This is a genomic window from Sphingobium sp. CFD-1 (genome assembly GCF_024611115.1).
Taxonomy (GTDB): Bacteria; Pseudomonadota; Alphaproteobacteria; order Sphingomonadales; family Sphingomonadaceae; genus Sphingobium; species Sphingobium baderi_A.
Genome location: NZ_CP084398.1, coordinates 241,561 through 257,953 on the forward strand (window position 1 = coordinate 241,561; position 16,393 = coordinate 257,953).

The window sequence follows — 16,393 nt, forward strand, 5'->3', positions numbered from 1 at the left end:
ATGCGATTTCGTATTGAAACCGACAAAGCCGTTTTCGCCGCCGCCGCGCACTGTCGTCAGGCGCTCGCGGCGGAGGTTTCGCAAAGCGCCTTGAACTGATCCGCCATCTGGTCCCAGCCGGGATGGAAGCCCATTTCCAGATGTTTGTTGAGCGTTTCCGCGTCCCAGTGGCGCGCCGTCGCAGTAAAGCGCGTGCCTTCTCCTTCGTCGGCAAAGCTCCAGATCGCGGTCATGAAGGGGGTTTGCGGCACCCAGCCAACGGCATAGGCATCGGTGGTGACGATCCGCTCATGCGGCACGACTTCCAGGAATATGCCCTCCATCGGGCCGGTATCCTCTCCGTCCGGGCCATACATGCGGACGGCGCTGCGGCCGCCGGGGCGCAGATCTTCCTCCACCACCTCGGCGCGCCAGGGCTTGGGACAGAACCATTCGTCCTTGAGGTCGACCCACACTTTCCAGGCAATTCCGCGCGGCGCATTCACATGCCGCGTCACTGAAAGCTCATGTTCCGCGCCGCTCATACGGTTTCTCCCTTGAAAGCGGCTTTCAGCGCAGCGATGTCCAGCTTGCCCATGGTCATGAGCGCGCCCATCATGCGACCGACCGCCTGCGTGTCGTCGCTCTTTTGCAGGGCAAGTATCTCCTCCGGCACGATCTGCCAGGAAAGACCATATTTGTCTTTGAGCCAGCCGCATGGCCCCGGCTCCCCGCCGTCCGCCGTCAGCGCTTCATGCCAGCGGTCTACTTCCGCCTGATCCTTGCAGGATACGGACAGCGAAACCGCTTCGTTGAAGCGGAAATGCGGCCCGCCGTTCAGCGCCTGATAGCTCTGGCCGAACACAGTGAACTCCGCCACCAGAACATCCCCTTCCTTGAAGGGGGAGGGTGATGATGTGCCGGGCGGATAATAGCTGATGCCGTCCACCGATCCGCCGAAAACGGAAACATAGAAGCGCGCGGCTTCCTCGGCCTGTCCGTCGAACCACAGGCATGGGGAAATCTTCGACATGATGATCCACCTCCCTCAGCTTGCGCGCATGCCGACCAGCGCGAACATCGCGCCCTGCGGGTCTGTCGCCTGGATGATCCACGCGCCGCCGGGCACCTCCATCGGGCCGTTGAGCAGGGTTCCGCCGCCCGCCTTCACCTTGTCCACTGCCTCGTCGATGTCGCCTACCACGAAGTAGAACAGCCAGAGCGGCTGCGGCATTTCCGCGGGCTTCTTCATCATGCCGCCGGACATGTTGTTGAAATCCGTGCCGCCGGACAGGGAAAAAAGCTGATAGCTGCCCATCTCGCCCATATCCATGGCGTCGCCCTTTCCCCATCCGAACTGGGATGTGTAGAAGGCAAGGTCCGCGTCGAAATCGCCGGAATAGAGTTCATGCCAGCCGACATGACCTTTTGCCATGGATGAGGAGGCATCCATCCCTTCAGGGCTGGAGCCTTTGAGCAGCAGGAAGGTCGCGCCGCCGGGATCGCCCATCACCGCAAAGCGTCCCACGCCCGGAATATCCTCCGGCGCGCGCTGCACCTTGGCGCCCGCTTCCGAAAGGCGCCTCGCATCGGCATCGACGTCCGCCGACCCGATATAGCCGCCCCACCAGGGACTCATGCCGCACGCCCCTGCTTCCGCCGGGATCGCCATGATCCCGCCCAGCGGCCCGGTGCTGCCCGAAATCACATGATAGCTGTGATCGCCGCCTTCGAATGCCTGCGCGCTCCACCCAACCACGTCGCCGTAAAAGGCAAGGGCTGCCTGCGGATCGCTGGTCATCAGTTCATACCAGAAGAATTGGCCAGTCAGATTGGTCATCGTCCGTCTCCTGATTGCGGGCCGTCAGGCGCGCTCGTCCAGCAGCACCGAAAAGCCGCCATAGACCATCCGGGCGCCAGAAAAGGGCATGTCCTGTCCCTCCTGTGGCTTCATGCGCTCATCGGCCATCACTTTCGCCATGCCCGCGACGCGAGCCTCCTTCGAAGGCCATTCGATCCAGGAAAAGACGACTTCCTCATTCTGCTCCGCAATGACGCAGGTTCGGAAATCGTTGATCTTCCCTTCCTTGATGTCATCGCCCCAGCATTCGACCACGCGGGTCGCGCCATGTTCGATGAAGATCGGCGCGGCATAGGCCGCCGCGTCCTTGTAGGCCTGCTTGTTCTCTTTTGGCACAGGCACCACGAAACCGTCCATATAGCTCATCGTCTCTCTCCTAATTGCCCTGTGCGGGTCTCAGGCAGCCGCAGGCTCGCCCTGTCCGGTCGCCAGGGCGGCCTCCATATCCATCCACGTCACCTCCCAGATATGGCCGTCCAGATCCGCAAAATTGCGGCCATACATGAAACCATGATCTTGCTTTGGATTAGGCTCCGTTCCGCCCGCGGCAAGCGCCCTTTCCACAGTCGCATCGACATCCGGGCGGTTCGCTTCGCTGAGCGCCAGCAGCATCTGCGCGGTTTCATGGGCATCGGGAATTTTGCGCGGTGTAAAGCTGCTAAACCGCTCATGCGTCAGCAGCATGGCGTGGATCGTGTCGGAAAAGCTCATCATCTGCGCGTTATCATCGGCAAAATCATTGTTCCGGACCGCGCCGACCGCCTCATAAAAGGCTATCGAGGCGGAAAGATTCTTCACCGGCAGGTTCACGAATATCATCTTGGGAGCAGGGGCATTCGACATCACATATCTCCTCGGGATTATCTGGTCCGGCATCGCATCTGACCTGAACAGGCGAATCGCCGACTTGAACTTTTTGCACTCATAGCTTATGTTATGCAACAGACAAGTTATAAAATATAACTATGGATTCTCAAACGTGAAAAAACGAGCCTATCTGGACGGATGCGCGGTTGCCCATGCGCTCGACATCATCGGAGATCGCTGGGCCATGCCGATCATGCGGGAATTGATGCTGGGACCGAAGCGCTTTACCGATCTGCGCGCCAGCCTGCCCGGAATCAGCGCCAATGTGCTGACGCAGCGGCTGGAGGAACTGGAAGCGGCCAGCATATTGATCCGCCGCCGCCTGCCCCCGCCCGCCGCCAGCCAGATCTATGAGTTGACCGATTGGGGCCGCGAGTCGGAAATCCTGTTTCAGGTGCTGGGCCGCTGGGCGTGCCGCTCTCCCACGATGCAGCCGGGTCAGCCGATGAGCAATGTGTCGGTGATCCTGTCGATGCGGACCATGATCGACCGCGGCCGGATCGGCGACATGGATGCCGCCATCGGTATGCGCTTCGGCGAGGAGGTGTTCCGCGCCACCTTGAAGAGCGGGGATTTCATCATCCATCGGGGCGAAACGGAGGATGCCGACGTCATCTTCTCCGGCGACCAGAATGCGCTCGTCGCGGTGGTTTACGGCGGTGCGCGGTTCGAGGATGTGGCGGACGTCCTGACGGTGGAGGGCGACAGGGAACTTGCCGAACGCTTCATCCGGCTGTTTCCCCTGCCACCCAAGGCCCCCTCGACCGTTACGCCGGAGACGACAGCTTCATGAGGAGGAGGCCGCCAAGGATCAGCGCGGCTGCGACCAGACGCATGGCCGACGCGGCTTCTCCCAGAACGGCGATGCCGACCAGAAACGCGCCGACCGCACCGATCCCGGTCCAGATCGTATAGGCCGTGCCGAGTGGCAGGCTTTTCATCGATACGGACAGCAGGGCGAAACTGCCGATCATCGCGACCAGAGTGATGATGGTGGGCGTGAGGCGCGAAAAGCCCTGGGACTGCTTCATCGCAAAAGCCCAGACGATTTCCAGCAGACCGGCGGCGACCAAATATACCCAGGCCATAAAGGCCCTCCTTTCGCAAAGAGAGCCGGGCCGTCCCGGACTTATGCCCGCGTCAGGCGGGGGAGGACCTGGCCTCGCTTGCCGCTCAGATAGGCCCGCCGCTCCGGATGGGCAAGGTCAGCGTTGTCCGGAAGGCAGGGTCGGCACGACGGGCACGGGCGATGCCGACGGCGCGGGTGGCGTCGCGATGCGAGGTGCCGGAGCCGCCACAGCGGGCAGGGTCGGCTTGAAACCCGGTGGCGGCGCTTCGCCCGGCGGCACCGGCGGAGGCGGCAGGGGAGTGGGCGACACGACCACCGTCACGCTCGCGCCAAAACGGGCCTGCCATTCCGCCAGTCGCCGCAGATAGTCGGCATAGGCTTCGTAAAAATCCTGGAACGGCTTTTCCAACGCCGCCAATGCCTCTGGCGCATAGGTCAGCAGCGAAGCGGAAGGCATGGACAGCATCTTCGCCCCGACTTCGACGGCTGCTTTGCAGAAGGTGGGTTGCACTGGCGGCAGCGAGAAGAAATTATAGACGACGGTGTTGAGCTGTTCGCGCCGGGCGATCCCGGTGCTGCCATATTCGAACTGGTAGTTGCGGTCGACAGCGGCGTTCGCCGCGCCCAATGCCGCTTTATGGACATGCAGCATCTGATTATATTGCATCCGCGCCAGATCGCCCGCCCCATGACAGGAAAGAGCCGCGACATTCAGCGCCATGCGAACATGCCACAAAGCCGTGTTGGACGTGACGCCGCGATTGGGCGTCAGCCGCTTCCCGTCTGGCCCGACATCCGGCACGCTCATGCCAGCCACCGCGCCCATCGGCGGAACGGGCCTTATGGTTTCAATGACCGGAGGCGGGGTCACGACCTCCTTCTTCGGGGTGGCACAGCCCGCGATCAGCGCGAGCGTCGTCAGGGACGCCACTGAACAGAAGCGACGAAATGCGGTACGCGGCGGCACCCGTATCCCCTTTTTCCCTATATTATCCAGACAGCAGAAACTCATGCCAAATGCTGGAGTTCCTGACGACTGCGCCGGACTCGCTTCGTCCAGAAAGGGATTCGGTTCGTCCCGTTTGGATTGGCAGGCGGTGTCAGGCCGCCCGACGTTCGAGCGCGAAGGCCGCTTCTTCCATCAATTGCGCGATAATGGCGGCGACCGGTTCTTCCTTGCTGACCATGCCGACCGACTGACCGGCCATTAGCGATCCGCCCTCCACATCGCCATCGATCACGGCGCGGCGGAGCGCACCGGCCCAGTAATGCTCGATCTGCAACTGCGCCTCATTCATATCGACCGCGCCGCTATCCAGCAGGTTGGCGACTTCCCGCTGCTTGGCGGTGAAGGCTTCGGTGCCCGCATTTTTGAGCGCGCGCACCGGGATGACCGGCAGGCGCGCGTCGATCTGGACGCTGGCGATGGCGTCGCGGGCGGAGGCGCGGAAGAAAGCCTTCTTGAACGCGGGATGGGCGATGCTCTCGCTCGCGCAGGCGAAGCGGGTGCCAAGCTGCACGCCAGCCGCGCCCATTTCCAGATAGCCCGCAATCGCTTCGCCCCGGCCGATGCCGCCAGCGACGAACACGGGAAGTTGCGGCGACATTTCCGGCAATATCTCCTGTGCCAGCACGCTGGTCGCGACCGGGCCGATATGGCCACCCGCCTCCATCCCCTCGATGATGAGCGCATCGACGCCCGAGCGCGCCAGCTTCTTCGCCAGCGACAAGGCGGGGGCAAAGCAGAGCAGCTTCGCGCCCTTGGCCTTGATCGCCTCGATGCTGCCTTTGGGTGGCAGGCCGCCGGCCAGCACGACATGCCCCACATCATACTTCGAACAAACCTCGATCAGTTCGAAAAGCTGGGGATGCATGGTTATGAGGTTCACGCCGAAAGGCTTGTCCGTCAGCGCCTTGGTCGCCGCGATTTCCTTGTCGAGCAGGTCGGGCGTCATCGCGCCACAGGCGATCACGCCAAAGCCGCCTGCATTGGAAATGGCCGAAACGAGATGGCGTTCGGACACCCAGCTCATCGCTCCGCAAAGGATTGCGGTTTCACAGCCCAGAAATTCGGTGCCGCGTGCCATGAGGGACTGGAGCTTGGCGTTCGTCATATCGTGTTCCATCGAATCAAAAGCCCCTCCCGTGTGAAGGGAGGGGTTTGGGATGGCAACGACCCAAAGCCGTCACCGGTTGATATTCTCTGAAGCGGAGAAATCCTCCGGTCAAGCTACCGGCGCATCAAGACCGTAGGCCGTGTGCAGCACGCGCACTGCCAGCTCCGTCTCGTCCTCGTCGATCAGCACGCTGACCTTGATCTCGCTGGTGGAGATGGCGAGGATGTTGATGCCGCGATCTGCCAGCGACTGGAACATGGTGGAAGCCACACCAGCGTGGCTCTTCATGCCAACGCCCACGACACTGATCTTCGTAACCTTCGTATCGGGAATGATGCGATTGAAACCGATGGTTTCCTTCTGGCTTTCCAGTACGTCCAGCGCCCGCGCAAGGTCAGCGCCCGGCACGGTGAAGGTCACATCCGTCTCCCCCTTGTCGCGGCCGACATTCTGGATGATCATGTCTACATTGATCGCCGCTTCGGCCAGCGGGCCGAAGATATGGGCCACCGCGCCGGGACGATCGGGCACGCGGGTGATGGTGACCTTCGCCTCATTCTTGTCATGGGCGATGCCGGTGATGAGCTGACGTTCCATCTGGTTTTCCTTGAGCTTGGCTTCCAGTTCCTCCTCGCTGACGATCAGCGTGCCGGGGAGGTCTTCCTGGGTGGGATCATCGAAGGAGGAAAGCACCTGCACGACCACGCCTTCCTTCATGGCGAGGCCGACTGAGCGGGTCTGGAGCACCTTGGCGCCGACCGACGCCAGTTCCAGCATTTCCTCATAGGTGACGAGATCGAGCTTGCGCGCCCGCGCCACGATGCGGGGGTCGGTGGTGTAGACGCCGTCCACATCGGTGTAGATGTCGCAGCGATCGGCCTTGAGCGCCGCGGCCACCGCGACCGCCGAGGTGTCGGACCCGCCACGGCCCAGCGTGGAGATGCGGCCATCTTCCATCATGCCCTGAAAGCCGGGGATCACCGCGACCGTGCCCGAACCCATGGACGCCAGGAGATCGCTGGTGTCGATTTCCCCGATCCGCGCCTTGCTATGCGCTTCGTTCGTGCGGATCGGAAGCTGCCAGCCGAGCCAACTGCGCGCGTTCACGCCCATGGCTTTGAGCGTCATGGCCAGCAGGCCGCTCGTCACCTGCTCGCCGCTGGCGACGACCACGTCATATTCTGCCGGATCGTAAAGCGCCGAGGCTTCCTTGCAGAAGCCGACCAGCCGGTCAGTCTCGCCCGCCATGGCGGAAACGACGACCGCGACTTCATTTCCCTGCTCGACCACATGCTTGACGCGGGCGGCCACATTGCGAATCCGCTCCATCCCCGCCATGGAGGTGCCGCCGAACTTCATCACGATGCGCGCCATTTGCTTGTCGAGCCTGCCTGCTGGTAAGAAAGAAAATGTCCCAAAAGGGCGAAACGGCGCTTCTCTTAGCAGCGGATACGGATATGGCAAGCAGCCCAGACACAGCGATCAACGGGACAATCGATCCGAAGGAGGCCGCGCATTTCGGCGCGATGGCTGCCGAGTGGTGGGATCCGAATGGCAGTAGCGCCATGCTGCACAAGCTGAACCCGGTGCGGTTGCGCTATATCCGGGAAGCCATCGACCGGCATTGGCCGGGAAAGGATCATTCTTTTCAGCCGCTTGCTGGCAAACGGGTGCTGGATGTGGGGTGCGGTGCGGGTCTGCTGGCGGAGCCGTTGGCACGCATGGGCGGGGCGGTGACGGCGCTGGATGCGGCCGAGGAAAATATCGCCGCGGCAATAGCCCATGCACAGCCGCAGGGTCTTTCCATCGACTATCGCGCGACTCCGGTGGAGCAATTGGCGGAGGGCGGATTCGATCTCGTCACCTCCATGGAAGTGATCGAACATGTGGCCGATCCCGCCGTGTTTGTGGAAGCGGTGGCGGACAAGCTGGCGCCCGATGGCCTGATGATCCTTTCGACGCCCAATCGCACGCCCCTTTCCCGCGTCGCCATGATTACCATCGGCGAAAGCGTTGGCGGCATTCCCAAGGGCACGCATGACTGGAACAGGTTCCTCACGCCCGACGAGCTGACCGCGCTGCTGGAAGATGTCGGGCTGGAGGTGATCGATTCGAGCGGCCTCAGCTTCGATCCGCGTAAGGGCTTTGTGCTGACGGAGAACAAGGCGATCAACTATCTGCTGACCGCCCGTCACCGTCAGGAGAACGGCTGAGAAACGGGAGGGGCTACAACCCTACCGCTTCGGCGCGGGCGACCAAGGCCTTCGCCTCCGCCACATGCATGGATTCGATCATGCGCCCTTCGAAGCGTTCGGCGCCGCCGGTCGCCGCTTCGATCAGGCGGCGGGCGTCTGCGACGGCCTGTGCGTCCGGGCCGAACACCTGATTGGCGACTGGCACCTGGCTGGGATGGATCAGCGTCTTGCCGTCGAACCCCAGGGTATGACCCGCGACGCATTCCGCCTCGAACCCCGCTTCGTCGTCCAGTCGGTTGAACACGCCATCGAACACGGCGATCCCGGCCGCGCGGGCAGCGAGAATTACGGATTGCAGGGCCAGCGCGAGCCCCTCGCGGTTCGCCGATGCGGGGATGCCGATGTCTTGCCGCAGGTCGTTGGTGCCCATGAACAGTGCTGCCGTGCCTTCCCCCGCCGCGATTTGGGACGCGGCCAGTACGCCCTTGGCGCTTTCGATCATGGCGATGACCGGCTTTTGCGTGACGCTGAATACGTCCTTCACCTGTTTGGAATTTTCCACCTTGGGCAGCACGACATAGTCGACGCCGGACTGCTTGGCGGCGATCATTTCCATGCCGTGCCAGGGCGTGCCCTCGACATTGATCCGCAGCGCCGTCAGCCGATTTCCGAACCCCTCCGCCAAGGCTTCCAGAGCGCCGGCGCGCGCCTCTGCCTTTCTGTCGCCGGGCACTGCGTCCTCCAGGTCCAGGATCACGAGATCGCAGGGCAAGGTCCGGACCTTGGCAATGGCGCGAGCATTGGACGCAGGCAGAAACAGCAGCGAGCGGGCGTGGCGAAGCAACATGGCGGCAATCGACTCCATGGAAGAACGGTTCTTGCGGCGGGTTTAGCCGGATTGGCTTCCCCCGTTAATCTTTTCACGTCATAGTCAATTTTGTTCGGGTTTGAGGGGAGGACCTATGGTGACGACATTCGCGCTCACGGTAACCTTGCTGGTGCTGTTCTATCTGGCGGCCAGTATCAAGGTAGTGCGGCAGGGCTATCAATATACGATCGAACGCTTTGGCCGTTTCACCGAGGTGGCGAAGCCCGGTCTTAATTTCTATCCCGCCTTCTTTTACGCTGTCGGTCGCAAGATCAACATGATGGAGCAGGTCGTCGACATTCCAGGGCAGGAGATCATCACCAAGGATAACGCCATGGTGTCGGTTGACGGGGTGGTGTTCTTTCAGGTGCTGGACGCGGCCAAGGCAGCCTATGAAGTGTCCGAACTCTATGTCGCGATCATGCAGCTTGCGACGACCAATTTGCGGACCGTCATGGGGTCGATGGACCTGGATGAGACCCTCTCCAAACGTGACGAGATCAATGCGCGGCTGCTGTCCGTGGTCGATCATGCGACTAACGCCTGGGGCATCAAGATCACCCGAGTGGAACTCAAGGACATTCGCCCCCCCGCCGATATCGTCAACGCCATGGGCCGGCAGATGAAGGCCGAGCGCGAGAAGCGCGCCCTCATCCTGGAATCGGAAGGCTTGCGCGCGTCGGAGATCCTGAAAGCGGAGGGACAGAAGCAAAGCCAGATCCTTGAGGCCGAAGGCCGCCGCGAAGCCGCTTTCCGCGATGCCGAGGCCCGCGAGCGCGAGGCTGAAGCGGAGGCCAAGGCGACGCAGATGGTGTCCGACGCCATCGCCAATGGCAACGCACAGGCAATCAACTATTTCATCGCCCAGAAATATGTGGAAGCGGTCGGCCAGTTCGCCACGTCACCCAATGCCAAGACGATCCTGTTCCCGGTCGAAGCCACGCAGTTGATCGGAACGCTGGGCGGAATCGGCGAACTGGCGCGCGACGCGCTGGGCGGTGACAGGACGCCCCCTCCGCCGCCTCCGCCCGCGCCGCGCCGCGGGCCGTTCGAATAAGGAGCGGAGCCGATGGATATGTTGGCGATGCTGGAGGACCATTGGTGGTGGCTGATCTTCGCCGCGCTGCTGGGTATCGGCGAGGTGTTGTTGCCCGGCGTGTTCCTGATCTGGATCGCAATCGCGGCGGCGATCACGGGGCTGGCGGCGCTGGCACTGCCGATCGGGGTGCCGTTGCAGTTCCTGATTTTCGCGCTGCTTTGCCTGATTGCGGTGTGGGGCGGACGGCGATGGTATGCGGCCAATCCAGTGTCGTCGGAAGACCCGTTGCTCAATGACCGCACCGCCCGGCTGATCGGAGAGGTCGTGATCGTGGTCGAAGCGATCGACAACGGGCGAGGGCGCGTGAAGGTGGGGGACGGCGTATGGTCGTGCCGTGGCCCGGAAGCGCCAGCGGGAGCGCGGGTAAGGATCGTCGGCGCGGACGCCTCCGTGCTTCAGGTGGAACTGGCCTGAGCAGCAGCGGTTCATTTCGTATAATTCGCGTGGCCCCGATTCTATGCGACTTTCGGATGAGACGCGAGGGCCGACTATACCAAAGAGCCGGACGGATACGGGCATGACGCTACCGCTGTAGGAATGCGGCCATCGCGGGTGCGCGCGCGATATGCTATTTTCCCGCCGCCATCGCCCGGCCGCCAGAGTCGGACGTGACGAGAGGAGCGCAGCCATGTCCGCACCGATCGACGAAACGAAACTTCACGCCTTTGTCGGAAAGATGCTGGGCGATCTGGGTGGCGCGATGAGCGTGCCGACGGTGCGGCTGGGTGCGCGGCTGGGGCTGTTCGATGCGCTGGCGCAGGCACCCGCCACCGCTGCTGAACTGGCGCGGCGAGCGGGCGGCCTGCATGAGCGCTATGTGCGAGAATGGGCGCTGGCGCAGGCGGCGAACGGCTATGTCGATTATGACCCGGCCACGGAACAGTTTAGCCTGTCGCCCGAACAGGCGATGGTGTTCCATGATCCCGATAGCCCCGTCTATCTGATCGCGGCGTTCGAGATGGTGGCCGCGATGATCGAGGCGGAGCCTAAGGTGGAGGAATGTTTCCGTCACGGAACCGGCGTGCGCTGGGGCGATCATGCGGGATGCCTGTTCTGCGCGACGGGCGCTTTCTTCCGGCCCGGTTACCTCAATAATATCGTCCAGACGTGGATTCCCGCGCTCGATGGCGTGGAAGCGAGGCTGCGGGAAGGCGCGAAGGTCGCTGATGTCGGGTGCGGCGTGGGCTTTTCGACGCTGCTGATGGCGCAGGCTTATCCACAAAGCCGCTTCACCGGCTATGATTTCCACGAACCGTCCATTGAGGAAGCGCGGCGTCATGCACAGGCGCATGGCTTGGGCGACCGGGTGCGTTTCGAGGTGTCGACCGCGAAGGATGTGGCGGGGCGGGATTTCGACCTTGTCACCATGTATGACTGTTTGCACGACATGGGCGACCCGCGCGGCTGCGCGGCTCATATGCGGCGGATATTGGCGCCGGGGGGAAGCTGGATGATCGTCGAGCCGGTGGCCGGGGACCGGCCGGAGGAAAATCTCAATCCGGTCGGGCGCTTATATTATAATGCGTCCACGATGATCTGCGTGCCGACGTCGCTCGATCAGGAAGTGGGTGAAGCATTGGGCGCGCAGGCCGGGGAAGCCCGGTTGTCGCAGATCGTCCGCGAGGGCGGTTTCGAAAATGTCCGGCGCGCGGCGGAAGGGCCATTCAACATGGTGCTGGAGGCGCGGTAGAGCTGGTTTCTGCTTTTGTGGACGTGACGCGATGACCTCGTCAACTTGAAGTCCATTTCGCCGAATCAAGGTTTCCGCAGGGCAGGCACGGTGCGCGCGGCTTCTTCCGGCGTGATGCCCGGCGGCGGCGCAGCGGCGACCTGTTCTTCGCCGCGCATGATCCGCCCCGCGCGCTGGATCGCGCCGCGCAGCCGGGGATAGATGCCGCAGCGGCAGAGGTTGGTGATCGCCGCGTCGATCTCCTCGTCGCTCGGATCGCTGTTCCGCCGCAGCAGCACGGACGCCGCCATCACCATGCCGGGAATGCAATATCCGCATTGCGATACATTCTCCGCCGCGAAAGCCTGTTGCACCGGATGCCCCCGATCGGGCGAAAGTGCTTCGATGGTGGTGACAAATCGGCCTTCGGTTTGGGCGATGCTGACCTGGCAGGACCGCACGGCTTCCCCATCTATGTCGACCGTGCAGGCCCCGCAATCGCCGGTGCCGCATCCATATTTGGTGCCTGTCAGGTTCGACGCGTCGCGCAGCGCCCAGAGCAGCGGCGTGGCGGGGTCCATGCGATATTGCACTGGCCGGTCATTCACTGTGAAGCGCGTCATTGTCCCTCCGCCGCCTCTTCATCCTCGGCCTTGTGATAAAGCACTTCGTTGCGAATATGGATGGTGCGCGACGCCAGCCGGATTTCCTGGATGAAAGTGGCGAAGGCAGCCGCCAGCAAGACCATCGCCAGGCTGAACAGGATCGCGATGATCCTGCCCAGATGCGCGTCGAACAGTTCCGCCGCGAACAGCAGGATGACGACCAGGCAGATGGCGCAGGCACTGGCGACCGATAGGAAAATCGCGATGTTGACGACGCTCATCCGCCGGTCGAGCACCCGGATTTCGCTCACCATCCGGTCATGTTCCTGGCCGCGCGTGGACAGCACCAGCTTTTCCACCATCCGCGCCCGGTCGATGATGCGCGCCAGCCGTCCCACGCACACGTTCAGGAACGCGCCGATGCCCGCCAGCAGGAACACCGGCGCCAGCGCGAGCTGGATCGTCTGCGCGACCTGCGAAACCTGCGGCAGGGGGATCATGTGGGTATGCTGTCCTGTTGGGGCAGCACGTCCCCCTTATCTTCCTCCGGCTCCGCCTTTGGCAGGCCCCAGCCAACCTGGGCCCATGCGCGTTCGTGGAAATAATAAAGCAGGATCTTGGTGACCACCTCGGTCGACGCGATCGCGCCAGCCGCCTTCACGTCGTGCGTGAAGAGAAGGCCCAGCACAAAAGTGTCGATGCTGCCCAGTGTGCGCCAGCTTATCGCTTTCATCAGCGATCGGGGATTGGACTCCTTGCCGCGAAACAACAGCATATTCCGGTCACATCCCCTCGAAACCTGCGCCAGCCCCCGGACGCTGCGCCCGCATATCCACCATCATTGCCGCGCGGGCAAGGGCCAGCCATCGTGCCGATGCCAGCCCCGTCGCGGAAAAGGGCGGATCAGGCCGCGCCCTTGGCGGGCGTATTGACGCCCATGGACTTGAGATATTGCTTGATGTTGCGTGCCGCCTGCCGCAGCCGCTGTTCATTTTCCACCATGGCGATGCGGACATAGCCTTCGCCGTCCTCGCCATAGCCGACGCCCGGCGCGACCGCGACCTTGGCATGGGTCAGGAGCTGCTTGGAAAATTCCAGGCTCCCCATGTCCTTGAGCGCGGGGGGCAGGGGCGCCCAGGCGAACATCGACGCCTTGGGCGCGGGAATGTCCCACCCGGCGCGGCCGAAGGCTTCCACCATCACGTCGCGGCGCTTGTGATACAGTTCGCGATTCTTCTGCACGATGTCCTGCGGCCCGTTCAATGCCGCGCAGGCGGCCGCCTGGATCGGCGTGAACGCGCCATAGTCGAGATAGCTTTTGACGCGCTTCAACGCCGTGATCAACTGCCGGTTGCCGACCGCGAAGCCGATGCGCCAGCCAGCCATGCTATAGGTCTTGGAAAGCGACGTGAACTCCACCGCCACATCCTTGGCGCCGGGCACCTGAAGGATGGAGGGCGTGGGGTTTCCGTCATAATAGAGTTCGGAATAGGCAAGGTCGCTCAGCACCCAGACCTTGTTCTCCTTCGCCCAGGCGACCAGCCGCTCATAAAAGGCGAGGTCCACCGTCTCCGCCGTCGGATTGCTGGGATAGCCCACGACGAGAATCGACGGGCGCGGCACGGTGAAGGCCATCGCCCGGTCCAGCGCCTGCCAATAATGCTCGTCCGGCGTCGTCGGCACGGAACGAATCGTCGCTCCCGCGATGATGAAGCCGAACATGTGGATCGGATAGCTTGGATTGGGCGCCAGCACGACGTCGCCCGGCGCGGTGATCGCGGTGGCGAGGCTGGCGAGGCCCTCCTTCGACCCCATGGTCACGACGACTTCGCTCTCCGGGTCGAGGTCGACCCCGAAGCGGCGGCCATAATAATTCGCCTGCGCTTTGCGGAGGCCGGGAATCCCCATGGACTGCGAATAGCCGTGCGCGCTCGGCTTCTGAGCCACTTCGCACAGCTTGGCGATGACATGGTCGGGTGGCGGCAGGTCGGGATTGCCCATGCCAAGGTCGATAATGTCCTCTCCTGCCGCGCGCGCCGCGGCCCGCATCGCGTTGACTTCGGCGATGACATAGGGGGGCAGGCGCTTCATGCGATAGAATTCTTCGGACATTATAGACTTTCCTGAAATCGCTCCGTGGAGGATAGTGGCCGCCGCGCTTCGTCGCGGAGCCGTCCCGGCTATATACCGGCCTACGGCGCCGCGCCACAAAAAGCGCAGCGGAACGGCAAGGCCAGGATGAGGAGAATGGCTATGGATAGACTCGAAAATATCGAACCTCATATGCCCAGCCTGGAGGACATGCAGCAATGGACACAGGTGATCGGCCGCGCACAGCAATTGATGCTGGAGCAGGCGGCGGGCGCGACCGGCCGCCATCTGCCCTTCGATCCGCAAACCGTCGCTGATGTCCAGAGCAGCTTCGCCAAGGAAGGGATGGCGCTGTGGCAGCGTTTCCTCGACACCGGCGGGATGCTGCGTAACCAGCCTGTCCCCGCGCCGGAGGGTAGCCCCGCCGCCCGCAAGGATCGCCGCTTCGCCGATCCGGCCTGGACCAGCCACCCCTTTTACGACCTCATCCGCCAGAGCTATCTCCTGGTGTCGGACTATCTGATGCGGCTGACCGATGCGGTGGACGGCGTTGACCCAAAGCAGAAGGCCAGGCTGCGTTTCGCCGCCAGCGGCATCCTTGACGCCCTTGCGCCCAGCAATTTCCCCCTGACCAACCCGACCGTGGTGGAAAAGACGTTGCAGAGCGGCGGTGAGAATCTGGTGAAAGGCCTCCAGCACATGCTGGCGGACATGGAAAAGGGCCAGCTCACCCACACCGACGGCACCGCGTTCGAGGTCGGCCGCAACATCGCCGCCACGCCCGGCAAGGTCATCAAGGAAACGCCCCTTTACCAGCTCATCCATTATGAGCCGACGACGGACAAGGTGCTGGAAACGCCCCTCATCATCTTCCCGCCGTGGATCAATCGTTTCTACATCCTCGACCTCGCGCCGGAAAAAAGCTTCGTCAAATGGGCGGTGGAGCAGGGGCTCAGCGTGTTTCTGGTCTCGTGGAAATCCGCTGACGCTTCCATGAAGGATCTCGTCTGGGACGATTATATCCTGCAAGGGCAGGTCGACGCGATCGACACGGTGCGCGACCTTCTCGGCGTGAAGCATGTCCACGCCATCGGCTATTGCGTCGCGGGCACGACGCTGGCGGCCACGCTGGCCCTGCTCACCGCGCGCGGCGAAGCGGACAAGGTCGCCAGCGCCACCTTCTTCACCGCGCAGGTCGATTTCAGCAAGGCGGGCGACCTCTGCCTCTTCATCGACGATGAGCAATTGAAGCTGGTGGATCAGCTTTCGGCGGGCGGCTATCTGGACGGGCGCTACATGGCCGCGACCTTCAATTTTCTGCGCGGGCGCGACCTCATCTGGAACTATGTCGTCAACAATTACCTGCTGGGACAGGATTATCCGCCCTTCGACCTGCTCTACTGGAATGGCGACACCACCAACCTGCCCGCACGCTGGCACAAGGAATATCTGACGCGGCTCTATCGCGACAATCTGCTGATCCAGCCCGGCGCGATCAGCATCGACGGCACGCCGATCGATCTTAGCCGGATCGAAACGCCCGCTTATGTTCAGGCGGGGCGCGAAGATCATATCGCGCCGGTGGAAAGCGTGTGGAAGATAGTGGGGCATCTGTCCGGCCCCGTGCGCTTCCTGCTCGCGGGTTCGGGTCATATTGCGGGCGTCATCAATCCGCCGGCCGCCGGTAAATATCAATATTGGTCCTGTGACACGCCACAGCCGACGCTGGACGATTTCATCGCCGCCGCTACGGAAACCAAGGGAAGCTGGTGGCCGGACTGGATCGAATGGATTCGCGGCCATGGCGAAAAAAATGTGACCGTGCGTGGCGCGCGCAAGCCCGGCGGGGGCAAGCTCAAGGCCATCGAAAACGCACCCGGAGCCTATGTAAAGTCCCGATAGTAAAAGGCAATTTTCTCCGGCGGGGCGGGTGCCCCGGCCGCCTCCATGTCACTTTTGTTGCAGTGCACAAA

20 protein-coding genes are annotated in these 16,393 nt (G+C 62.7%); 6 read left to right on the forward strand and 14 right to left on the reverse strand.

From position 1 onward, the window contains the following. Positions 1 to 56: 56 nt before the first annotated feature. The 5 genes from LDB26_RS01125 to LDB26_RS01145 are packed head-to-tail and all read right to left on the reverse strand — an operon-like array spanning position 57 to position 2,683. Positions 57 to 524 carry an SRPBCC domain-containing protein gene (locus LDB26_RS01125; protein WP_062063128.1) on the reverse strand — a complete coding sequence of 156 codons (468 nt, stop codon included), beginning with the start codon at positions 522 to 524 and terminating at the stop codon, positions 57 to 59. Continuing rightward, positions 521 to 1,012, reverse strand: a complete 492-nt coding sequence (locus LDB26_RS01130) for a VOC family protein (RefSeq protein WP_062063129.1) — start codon at positions 1,010 to 1,012, stop codon at positions 521 to 523. Before LDB26_RS01130 ends, LDB26_RS01125 begins: the two co-directional genes overlap by 4 nt. A 15-nt stretch (positions 1,013 to 1,027) precedes the next feature. Beyond that, positions 1,028 to 1,819, reverse strand: a complete 792-nt coding sequence (locus LDB26_RS01135; protein WP_257539892.1) for a VOC family protein — start codon at positions 1,817 to 1,819, stop codon at positions 1,028 to 1,030. 24 nt (positions 1,820 to 1,843) lie between these two features. Then, on the reverse strand, positions 1,844 to 2,206 hold the full coding sequence (locus tag LDB26_RS01140; RefSeq protein ID WP_257539896.1) for a DUF1428 domain-containing protein: 363 nt from the start codon (positions 2,204 to 2,206) through the stop codon (positions 1,844 to 1,846). A gap of 30 nt (positions 2,207 to 2,236) precedes the next feature. After that, positions 2,237 to 2,683: a VOC family protein gene (locus LDB26_RS01145; RefSeq protein ID WP_062063133.1), complete on the reverse strand. Its 447-nt coding sequence runs from the start codon at positions 2,681 to 2,683 to the stop codon at positions 2,237 to 2,239. A gap of 136 nt (positions 2,684 to 2,819) precedes the next feature. Here LDB26_RS01145 and LDB26_RS01150 point away from each other — a divergent pair, with 136 nt between their 5' ends. Continuing rightward, positions 2,820 to 3,500, forward strand: a complete 681-nt coding sequence (locus LDB26_RS01150) for a winged helix-turn-helix transcriptional regulator (protein ID WP_231746397.1) — start codon at positions 2,820 to 2,822, stop codon at positions 3,498 to 3,500. On the opposite strand, the gene sugE is transcribed toward LDB26_RS01150, so the two are convergent. The 4 genes from sugE to LDB26_RS01170 form a co-directional block, all read right to left on the reverse strand. After that, a complete protein-coding gene (sugE, locus tag LDB26_RS01155) occupies positions 3,475 to 3,795 on the reverse strand; it encodes a quaternary ammonium compound efflux SMR transporter SugE (RefSeq protein WP_062063136.1) in 321 nt (106 codons plus the stop codon). The genes LDB26_RS01150 and sugE overlap by 26 nt on opposite strands. Before the next feature lie 117 nt (positions 3,796 to 3,912). After that, positions 3,913 to 4,743: a hypothetical protein gene (locus tag LDB26_RS01160; RefSeq protein ID WP_062063138.1), complete on the reverse strand. Its 831-nt coding sequence runs from the start codon at positions 4,741 to 4,743 to the stop codon at positions 3,913 to 3,915. Between the two features lie 133 nt (positions 4,744 to 4,876). Further along, positions 4,877 to 5,890, reverse strand: coding sequence for a nitronate monooxygenase family protein (locus LDB26_RS01165; protein ID WP_257539898.1), 1,014 nt, complete (start codon positions 5,888 to 5,890; stop codon positions 4,877 to 4,879). 111 nt (positions 5,891 to 6,001) lie between these two features. Next, positions 6,002 to 7,267 carry an aspartate kinase gene (locus LDB26_RS01170; RefSeq protein ID WP_062063140.1) on the reverse strand — a complete coding sequence of 422 codons (1,266 nt, stop codon included), beginning with the start codon at positions 7,265 to 7,267 and terminating at the stop codon, positions 6,002 to 6,004. Between the two features lie 83 nt (positions 7,268 to 7,350). On the opposite strand from LDB26_RS01170, the gene ubiG reads away from it, so the two are divergent. Further along, the gene (gene ubiG, locus LDB26_RS01175; RefSeq protein ID WP_062068452.1) at positions 7,351 to 8,106 is read left to right on the forward strand and encodes a bifunctional 2-polyprenyl-6-hydroxyphenol methylase/3-demethylubiquinol 3-O-methyltransferase UbiG; all 756 of its coding nucleotides are present in this window, start codon (positions 7,351 to 7,353) and stop codon (positions 8,104 to 8,106) included. A 13-nt stretch (positions 8,107 to 8,119) separates the two neighbouring features. On the opposite strand, the gene LDB26_RS01180 is transcribed toward ubiG, so the two are convergent. Further along, on the reverse strand, positions 8,120 to 8,935 hold the full coding sequence (locus LDB26_RS01180; protein ID WP_062068453.1) for a CoA ester lyase: 816 nt from the start codon (positions 8,933 to 8,935) through the stop codon (positions 8,120 to 8,122). Positions 8,936 to 9,050: 115 nt separating this feature from the next. Here LDB26_RS01180 and LDB26_RS01185 point away from each other — a divergent pair, with 115 nt between their 5' ends. From LDB26_RS01185 to LDB26_RS01195, 3 genes are all read left to right on the forward strand, one after another. Then, complete coding sequence (locus LDB26_RS01185) at positions 9,051 to 10,013, forward strand: SPFH domain-containing protein (RefSeq protein WP_062063142.1); 963 nt, start codon at positions 9,051 to 9,053, stop codon at positions 10,011 to 10,013. Positions 10,014 to 10,025: 12 nt separating this feature from the next. Continuing rightward, positions 10,026 to 10,469: an NfeD family protein gene (locus tag LDB26_RS01190; RefSeq protein ID WP_257539900.1), complete on the forward strand. Its 444-nt coding sequence runs from the start codon at positions 10,026 to 10,028 to the stop codon at positions 10,467 to 10,469. A 214-nt stretch (positions 10,470 to 10,683) separates the two neighbouring features. Then, positions 10,684 to 11,745: a class I SAM-dependent methyltransferase gene (locus LDB26_RS01195; RefSeq protein ID WP_257539902.1), complete on the forward strand. Its 1,062-nt coding sequence runs from the start codon at positions 10,684 to 10,686 to the stop codon at positions 11,743 to 11,745. Between the two features lie 65 nt (positions 11,746 to 11,810). On the opposite strand, the gene LDB26_RS01200 is transcribed toward LDB26_RS01195, so the two are convergent. From LDB26_RS01200 to LDB26_RS01215, 4 genes are all read right to left on the reverse strand, one after another. Beyond that, positions 11,811 to 12,347: a (2Fe-2S)-binding protein gene (locus LDB26_RS01200; RefSeq protein ID WP_062063148.1), complete on the reverse strand. Its 537-nt coding sequence runs from the start codon at positions 12,345 to 12,347 to the stop codon at positions 11,811 to 11,813. After that, on the reverse strand, positions 12,344 to 12,829 hold the full coding sequence (locus LDB26_RS01205; RefSeq protein ID WP_062063150.1) for a DUF2721 domain-containing protein: 486 nt from the start codon (positions 12,827 to 12,829) through the stop codon (positions 12,344 to 12,346). Before LDB26_RS01205 ends, LDB26_RS01200 begins: the two co-directional genes overlap by 4 nt. Beyond that, complete coding sequence (locus tag LDB26_RS01210; protein WP_257539904.1) at positions 12,826 to 13,104, reverse strand: DUF2061 domain-containing protein; 279 nt, start codon at positions 13,102 to 13,104, stop codon at positions 12,826 to 12,828. Before LDB26_RS01210 ends, LDB26_RS01205 begins: the two co-directional genes overlap by 4 nt. Positions 13,105 to 13,232: 128 nt before the next feature. After that, positions 13,233 to 14,441: an LL-diaminopimelate aminotransferase gene (locus LDB26_RS01215; RefSeq protein ID WP_257539906.1), complete on the reverse strand. Its 1,209-nt coding sequence runs from the start codon at positions 14,439 to 14,441 to the stop codon at positions 13,233 to 13,235. 135 nt (positions 14,442 to 14,576) lie between these two features. Here LDB26_RS01215 and LDB26_RS01220 point away from each other — a divergent pair, with 135 nt between their 5' ends. Continuing rightward, positions 14,577 to 16,322 (forward strand): PHA/PHB synthase family protein, encoded by a 1,746-nt coding sequence (locus tag LDB26_RS01220; RefSeq protein ID WP_373886150.1) that lies wholly within the window; start codon positions 14,577 to 14,579, stop codon positions 16,320 to 16,322. Positions 16,323 to 16,393 lie beyond the last annotated feature (71 nt).

Coding starts and splice junctions, on each gene's coding strand:
- LDB26_RS01125 (WP_062063128.1), bottom strand. CDS start 524: ATGAGCGGCGCGGAACATGAGCTTTCAGTGACGCGGCATGTGAATGCG.
- LDB26_RS01130 (WP_062063129.1), bottom strand. CDS start 1,012: ATGTCGAAGATTTCCCCATGCCTGTGGTTCGACGGACAGGCCGAGGAA.
- LDB26_RS01135 (WP_257539892.1), bottom strand. CDS start 1,819: ATGACCAATCTGACTGGCCAATTCTTCTGGTATGAACTGATGACCAGC.
- LDB26_RS01140 (WP_257539896.1), bottom strand. CDS start 2,206: ATGAGCTATATGGACGGTTTCGTGGTGCCTGTGCCAAAAGAGAACAAG.
- LDB26_RS01145 (WP_062063133.1), bottom strand. CDS start 2,683: ATGTCGAATGCCCCTGCTCCCAAGATGATATTCGTGAACCTGCCGGTG.
- sugE (WP_062063136.1), bottom strand. CDS start 3,795: ATGGCCTGGGTATATTTGGTCGCCGCCGGTCTGCTGGAAATCGTCTGG.
- LDB26_RS01165 (WP_257539898.1), bottom strand. CDS start 5,890: ATGACGAACGCCAAGCTCCAGTCCCTCATGGCACGCGGCACCGAATTT.
- LDB26_RS01170 (WP_062063140.1), bottom strand. CDS start 7,267: ATGGCGCGCATCGTGATGAAGTTCGGCGGCACCTCCATGGCGGGGATG.
- ubiG (WP_062068452.1), top strand. CDS start 7,351: ATGGCAAGCAGCCCAGACACAGCGATCAACGGGACAATCGATCCGAAG.
- LDB26_RS01180 (WP_062068453.1), bottom strand. CDS start 8,935: ATGTTGCTTCGCCACGCCCGCTCGCTGCTGTTTCTGCCTGCGTCCAAT.
- LDB26_RS01185 (WP_062063142.1), top strand. CDS start 9,051: ATGGTGACGACATTCGCGCTCACGGTAACCTTGCTGGTGCTGTTCTAT.
- LDB26_RS01190 (WP_257539900.1), top strand. CDS start 10,026: ATGGATATGTTGGCGATGCTGGAGGACCATTGGTGGTGGCTGATCTTC.
- LDB26_RS01195 (WP_257539902.1), top strand. CDS start 10,684: ATGTCCGCACCGATCGACGAAACGAAACTTCACGCCTTTGTCGGAAAG.
- LDB26_RS01200 (WP_062063148.1), bottom strand. CDS start 12,347: ATGACGCGCTTCACAGTGAATGACCGGCCAGTGCAATATCGCATGGAC.
- LDB26_RS01205 (WP_062063150.1), bottom strand. CDS start 12,829: ATGATCCCCCTGCCGCAGGTTTCGCAGGTCGCGCAGACGATCCAGCTC.
- LDB26_RS01210 (WP_257539904.1), bottom strand. CDS start 13,104: ATGCTGTTGTTTCGCGGCAAGGAGTCCAATCCCCGATCGCTGATGAAA.
- LDB26_RS01215 (WP_257539906.1), bottom strand. CDS start 14,441: ATGTCCGAAGAATTCTATCGCATGAAGCGCCTGCCCCCCTATGTCATC.
- LDB26_RS01220 (WP_373886150.1), top strand. CDS start 14,577: ATGGCTATGGATAGACTCGAAAATATCGAACCTCATATGCCCAGCCTG.